The organism is Rudanella lutea DSM 19387 (assembly GCF_000383955.1).
In the GTDB taxonomy this organism is placed as follows: domain Bacteria; phylum Bacteroidota; class Bacteroidia; order Cytophagales; family Spirosomataceae; genus Rudanella; species Rudanella lutea.
The window spans coordinates 6,218,052-6,225,135 of record NZ_KB913013.1; the positions used below are offsets into that span (position 1 = coordinate 6,218,052).

Consider the following 7,084-nt stretch of genomic DNA (forward strand, 5'->3'; position numbering starts at 1 on the left):
GCATTGACGGCATTGGTGGCACTTTCGACGGTGGTGGTGGCAGTTGCCGTGCAGCCGTTGGNTCCGGTGACGGTGACCGAGTAGAGCCCCCCGGCCGAGACGGTGGCCGTGTTGCTCGGGCCTGACTGGCTCAATCCCGGTCCTGAAAACTGGTAGGTGCCCTGCCCGGCGGGTGAGGCCGTGAGGGTAACGGTTGGGTTGGCGCAGGTCACCGAGCCGGATGCGGCCAGGCTCACCACTGGTGAGGTTTTGTCTTCGCTCACGCCGACCGAAGCAGTGGCCGCGCAGCCGTTGGCACTTGTAACCGTGAGCGAATAGGTGCCCGCCGAGTTGACGGTCCGNGTGGCATTGGTGGAGCCATCCTCCCAGCGGTAGGTACCCCCTCCTGACGCGGTGAGGGTTGCTGTTGGGCTGGCACAGGTAAGGGTGGTCGAGCTGGGTGAAATGTTGGTTGTGGGCGCAGTGCTCAGGGTGATAGGAATGGAAATGGTCCGGGTACAGCCGTTGGCTGCATCCGTAACGGTGAAGAATACTGGGTAGGGGCCACCTGCCGAAAGGTTTGTAGCGGTAAATGTATTGGCCGCATAGGTGCCTGCCTGCGTGCTTAGGTTGGCGTTCTGAAACCAGGTACCGCCCACCGTCAGGTCGTTGGCCGAGCCGATTTGCAGAGCGGGGCTGATGGTTAGGCCGCAGGAATTGAGAATAGGCTGGGCAATAACCTTGTTGTTGGTAACGCCCGGAATGGGGTTGCCCTGGGGGTAGGCGATGATGCCGTTATTGGTAAACGTGCCGGTGTTGGTATGGGTTTGGTCCGTGTTGAGGGTCAGGAGTCCACTGTTGAGTACGGTAGCCTCGTTACGAAACGTACCCACCACGCTCAGTGAGGCACAGCTGTTCAGGGTCAGAGCAGCCCCGCTCAGCACATGTACTGATTTAACAACTGAGTTTGTACCGTTGCCGATGGTGGGTTTGTTGGGGTGATCCAGAATGACTACATCATCCGTAGCGGTGGGCACGGCTCCGGTGCTCCAGTTAGAAGCCGTGTTCCAGTCGGTGTTGGTGCAGCCGGTCCAGAGGGTACCGGCCTGGGTCGTAAGTTGGCCGGTATTATTGTCGATAGTGAACGTACCCCCGTTTAGGTTCTGCACCACGCCCGAATTGGATTTGATGTAGCTATCTCCGCTGGCTTTCTCGATAATCGTACCCGAGTTTAGAAAATCAGTAAATGGATTGATACTGATTGGGCTGTCCGAATCGATAATCAGGTACGCGGAGCACCCTAAGTTATTAAACGTAGTACTGTTGGCCAGAATCGAAGAGGGGCCAACCGAGGCTTTGGAACCCATCCGAATGATGCCAAAGTTGCTGACAAGGCCTCTGTCGGAACCGTACACGTCTACTTCCATACCGGCCCTCGTACAATTGTCGATCAGGATGACACCCCCTGGATTATTGGTGAATCGCGAATTCGCACCGATACCGAATTGACCCACGGGCCCCTGAGAACCAACGGCGATTGTCCCCGAATTGGTAAAGCTGGCGCCATTCCGAACTTCCAGACCAACTAACGTGCAGTTATCGATTTGAATCCGGCCACTCGCTCCGTTTTCGAATTGGGTGTTGCAATAGAAGCCCCAGTTAGAAGCAATTCCTCTTGAGCCAATTTTAATTAAGCCCTGATTCGTGGACTGTTCAGTGGAGAACACCTCAATGCTCCTCCCCGTTGCCCGATCTACCTCAATTACCCCACTGGCCTCGTTGGTTACGATACCGGCCATGTACAGGCCCTGTTCGCCAATATCGGCAATACTCCCCAGGCGGATAATCCCTGAGTTGGTTAGCGTGGGTGTAAAGAGACCGATGGGAGAAATACCATTATGGAGAGCACGCGTTGTGCTCCGGTCAATCTGTATAGTTCCGCCTGTGTTGTTAAAAGTTCCTTCGTTGCGCAGGCCGTACTCGCCTACAGAGGCCGTATTACCTAAAATGATAAAGCCGCTGTTATCGACAGTTCCTTTGTTCCGGAAGCCGACCGACAACCCATTCACTGTAGTTTTCGAGTTATTAATCGTTAGCGTGGCTGAGCTGGCTAAGGTCAGCTTTCCCCCGGTCTCCACCTCGACCGATTTGGCCAGGGCCCCCGTGCCATTAGGGATGGTGGGTTTGTTGGGTCGATCCAGAATGACTACATCGTCCGTAGCGGTGGGCACAGCTCCGGTGCTCCAGTTAGAAGCCGTGTTCCAGTCGGTGTTGGTGCAGCCGGTCCAGAGGGTACCGGTAGCAGTGGTGAGCAGGCCCGTGTTGGTGCCAATGGTAAACGTACCCCCGTTGAGGTTCTGTACCACGCCCGAATTGGTCGCGATCATGCTGTTGCCGCTGGCCTTCTCGACAATGGTGCCTGAGTTGTTCAATGAGCCCGACACTCGTGTTATCGGACTGTTCGAATCGATAAACAGATAAGCCGAGCAACCCGAATTGTTGAAGGTGCCTAAGTAAAGCGAGACTCCATTGGGGCCGACGGAGCCCTTTGAACCAAGCCGGATTACACCTGAATTGTTAACTTCGTAACTAATACTTAATATACCCGCAGTACTGCTGTTGTCGATTTGAATATACCCCCCGGCGTTGTTTGTGAATCCGCCATTATTGTAGATGCCATAGGCCCCAACACCCCCTACAGAGCCAATAACTATCGTACCAGAATTGATGGCCTCCCCACCAGAATTGCCTGAGGTCGCACCTCTTGTTTCCAAGGCAGATGAACCACAGTTATCAATCAGAATCTCGCCACCAGCGTTGTTGTATAGGGGGCCTTCGCAGTAAATCCCGTGATTACCTGCAAAAGCTTTAGAGCCTATCTCGATTTGACCCTGATTGCTCATTGGGCGACTATCTATGTAGATCGCCCGATTTAAGGCTCTGTCTACCTCTATTATCCCTCCTGCATTATTGTTAAAAGTACCGTAGTTTCGTAGGCCGTAGGTGCCTACGCTTTGGTTAGCACCCAGACGGATTACCCCAGTGTTAGCAAATGTGCCACCCAAATTATAAAGGGCAGCTTCTGTGCTCCGGTCAATTTGTAAGGTTCCACCTGTATTGTTGAAGGTGCCTTGGTTTAGGAGGCCGTAATTTCCTACAGAGGCCGTATTGCCTAAAATAAAAAAGCCGCTGTTATCGACCGTACCTTTGTTCCAGAAGCCGGCCGTTCCGGGTCCCATGCCTGCATAATTATTAATCGTCAGCGTGGCCGAACTGGCTAAGGTCAGCTTTCCCCCGGTCTCCACCTCGACCGATTTGGCCAGGGCCCCCGTGCCATTGCTAATAATCGGATCGTTGGCTACGTCAGGGATGATTACATCGTTCGAAGCCGTAGGCACAGCTCCGGTGCTCCAGTTGGATGCTGTGTTCCAGTTGGTACTGGTGGTCCCCGTCCAGGTGGTTTGGGCCAGGGCGTTTAGGGTCAGGAAACCGGTAAACAGCATACTAAGTGCCAGGTGAAGTAGGCGTTGGGTCGGGGTGGGTGTTGAGACTTGCCCGGTTGAAATCGGTAAAGAGGATACGTGCGACATAGGACATGGGTTGTAACTGGCCATGAACCTACATAAACGCCCCTGAATCTGGTGATTCAGGGGCGTGGACAAAAGCGTGGACAAAAATGTAAGTGGCTGATTTACAAGGGTAATTTAGGGGTCTGTGGCGGATTCGTCGAGTAGGGCGAGCAACCGGGCATCGCCCGCAATGCCGAACTTTTTGCGGAGCCGGTAGCGGGTTTTTCGAATCGAATCCGTCGAGATGCCGAGCATATGGCTCATTTGTCGGGTGTGCAGGTTCAGTTTCGAGAGGGCCAACAGACGTTCTTCGGCGGGTGTGAGGTCGTTAAACTGAGCCCGAAGCTGGATGAAAAACTGAGGGTGCACCCGTTCGAACCGCTTGCGAAATTCCTCCCAGTCGTCGGGGGTGAGCAGGGTGGCATTGGCCAGATGGTGTTCGGATTCGAGCTGCCGGAGGTTGCTCAAAAAAAGAGCCAGATCGGCTTTGGCCCGGTCGCGTTCGGCCGCTACGGTCTGCTTCTCCTGTTCAAGTTGTTTTTCGCGCTGGGCGTTGGCCTGCGCTTCCCGTCGGCGTCGGTCCTGACTGTACCGGTACAGAAAACCCAGCAGGAGCGCTACCAGCAGCGAGAGCCCCACCCCTATGCTCAGGAGCCAGCGCTGGTTTTGGCTATGCTGCTGGAGCTCGGCCACCTCGGCCTCATGTTGCTGAATGAGCAGGCGCTGTTCGGCCAGCGTCGCGGCTTTGGAGCGGTACCGTTTGTCGATTCGGTTCTGGTATTTGAGCAGGCTATCAGCCGCCCGCGCCGACTCGCTGGGCTTGCCCGTTGCGAGGGCATACAGACGGTAGGTTTCGTAATAACGTAGCCAGAACAAATCGTCTTGAACGTTCACGATGTACGTGCCCGATACGCGTTGGAGCGGTCGCATCCGTACCCCTTCATTCAGGTAGAAACGACAACTGTCGAGCTGACCCAGTTCTAAAAAAACGCGGGCGAGCGCCACTGATGTCGTGAGCGGGTAGCCCCGGTTTGCCGCATCGCGCATCACAAGGCGGAAATCAATTCGGAGGGCCTGGAGGGCTTCGGGCCACCGCTTCAGCTTGACGAACAGGCCGCCCAGGTTTCCGTTGGCAATTCCCATCCAGACGGAGTCGCGGTAGTGAACGGCCAATTGATAAGCACGCTGGTAATTTTGCACCGCCAAACCCCCTCCCTTGGGCGATTCTCCCAACTGACGGGCCTGCGCCATGGCCAGGGTGTTGTAGGTCTGAATATGCAGGTTGGGGTTAAAGGGTGGGTATTGGCTGGCCTCCGTCAGAAGCTCCACCACCTTCTCGTCATCATTTAAGTAGTAGTAATTAAACGCCAGCTCGTAGAGATAGCGGTGAATTTCGGGAATGTTGCGGTAGCCGATTTGCCGGAACCGCCGGTTTGCCGACAGCAGATACTGAAACCCTTTGCCGAAGTCTTCGGCCAGATAATAATACTGCCCCGCAAAGTGCTCACACACGGCGGTAATCTGCTCGTCGTCGTCGGCTTCGGCCTGGGCAGCTACCTGCAAAAAGAGTTCGGCATTCTGGGTGTGGGTACGTTTAGGGTCATTTCTGGCGTAGGTATCGCGCAACATACGAGCGTACCGCCGAAGCTGCTCATCCTGCTGGCGCCCGGCAATTGCATCCAATTTCTCCAATTGCACAAATGCTACCTGCCGACTTTTCGCTACGGCCTGACACGTATCAAAGTACAGCAACGCCATACGCACGCGTTCGGCGGGTGTAGCCTGTTCAATTTTTGATAAAACAGGTTGACCGCAGGTGGTTAACGTCCAGAAAACGGCCACCGCAAGAAGGGGTAAAAAGGGGTAATTGATTCTCCAGAAAGGGCCAGTATTCATCAACAATAACGCAGGAAGGTGTTGACATGTATATGGGCTCACACGCCAAATTTCTAAACTTACAAATGGGTTATCAAATAGCGAAATGTAACTGAGTACAAATTTCTGCTAAGCTACTCGCGGGATTGATTTTCTAGCCTTAGAGCCCGTATGTTATTGAGGGGCAAATGGCTTTTTTATATACATTCACTCATCCGCAAACTGTAGACTTTTATGCGATACCATATCCTAAACCTTCCATGTATTATTTTTCTCGTATTATGGGTGTTGGTCTGCACTGCATACGGCCAGAGAACCCAATCGCCTTCTGCTTCAGATGGGCTGACCATTCAGCTTGATTATGAGAGTGCCAACGCCATTACGAGCCTGCTTGCCAAAACACAGGTGAGTGATGACGAACTGGACCGAATCGCCCGGCTTTTCGGCAGTCAGCAGCTAATCAAAAAGGTATCGGGCTACGACCCATCAGGAACCGAAGCCGTGTTCAAACGGACCTTGCAGGAGGTGGTCCAAACGGGTACGGTAAAGGGTCATGACCCCTACGATTGGAAGTCGGTCAAGGCAAAAGCGGGTGAAATTCGGCAGCTTATCCGGCAACTCGAATCCAGGGCCACCTTTACCGATGATGTCAAAGCGCTGATTCGACCATACACGCCCACCAATATCAACGGATCTGTCCGGGCTTGTTTTCTGGTGGGGGGCGGTGCGTTGGGCTTTGTCTTAGGCGACCCCAACACGTTTAATGTAGCGTTACAGAAAATTGGGGATGATTACGAAGGATTAGTGTATCTGGTGGCGCACGAACTCTACCACTCTGTACAGGGCATTGGCGATAAGAAACGCGTGAAACAAAAACCGGCTTCGACCCTGCCTAAGCCAATCGTGAACGCTTATGTGATGCTCGAAAACCTTTGGGGAGAGGGCAGCGCGAATTTGGTTGCGGATTTTACAAAAATCAAAGCACCAAAGTCATTTGCAAAAACGCAGCAGGAAGGCTACCAGCTCAACGGTCGGCGGGCCCGCCAGAATTTCGCGTTATTTGAGAGCCTGCTCTTTTCGGCTTACCACGATTCGACCGCCAACCTAAACGAGCTGTACAACATCGGATTTACCCTTGCCTTTGAAGAAACAGCCTATGACACGGGCTACCGAATGGCCAAAGTAATTGAGAAGTACAAAGGGCAGGAGGCATTGGCCCGGTGCATCAGCGAAGGCCCCATTCCGTTTTGCGAGGTTTATATCTTGGTGTGTAAAGAGAACCCTGACGAAAGTTTTATCCGGTTCAGCCGGTCCACGGAAGTAATTGTGGATAAAGTGAAAGCTTGGCAGAATTACCTCTAACTGCTTGTTTGATAAAGGCTTATTAGAAACGGACAACGCCCGATGCAGTGTATTGGGCGTTGTCCGTTTGGGCTATTCTGGTGTTGTTATTTGGTTTACTGGCGCACCACCTTCAGGGTTTTGGTTCGGGTGGGGGTAGCGACCTGCACGAGGTAGGTACCCGCATCGTCACCCAGCGGCACCCGCTGCCGGATGGGCTGCGTAGTAGGCGCTACCGACACACGGCTCACCGCCCGGCCTTGAGCCGAAATCACCCGCAGTTGCAGAGCCTCCCCGGCGGGGTTGGCCACCTGCACCTC

The 7,084-nt window shown here is 53.9% G+C and carries 3 protein-coding genes; 1 reads left to right on the top strand and 2 read right to left on the bottom strand.

Annotated elements, in window-relative coordinates; translation table 11 throughout:
* Positions 1 to 3,683: 3,683 nt before the first annotated feature.
* Entirely contained in the window at positions 3,684 to 5,390 is a 1,707-nt protein-coding gene (locus tag RUDLU_RS0125380) for a helix-turn-helix transcriptional regulator (protein WP_211220229.1), read from the bottom strand.
* A gap of 267 nt (positions 5,391 to 5,657) precedes the next feature.
* Here RUDLU_RS0125380 and RUDLU_RS0125385 point away from each other — a divergent pair, with 267 nt between their 5' ends.
* Positions 5,658 to 6,785 (top strand): DUF5700 domain-containing putative Zn-dependent protease, encoded by a 1,128-nt coding sequence (locus tag RUDLU_RS0125385; RefSeq protein WP_044129703.1) that lies wholly within the window; start codon positions 5,658 to 5,660, stop codon positions 6,783 to 6,785.
* 95 nt (positions 6,786 to 6,880) lie between these two features.
* Here RUDLU_RS0125385 and RUDLU_RS0125390 read toward each other — a convergent pair.
* Positions 6,881 to 7,084: T9SS type A sorting domain-containing protein (locus tag RUDLU_RS0125390; RefSeq protein WP_027303377.1), on the bottom strand; the 204-nt coding region annotated here is incomplete at its 5' end.

Coding starts and splice junctions, on each gene's coding strand:
- RUDLU_RS0125385 (WP_044129703.1), top strand. CDS start 5,658: ATGCGATACCATATCCTAAACCTTCCATGTATTATTTTTCTCGTATTA.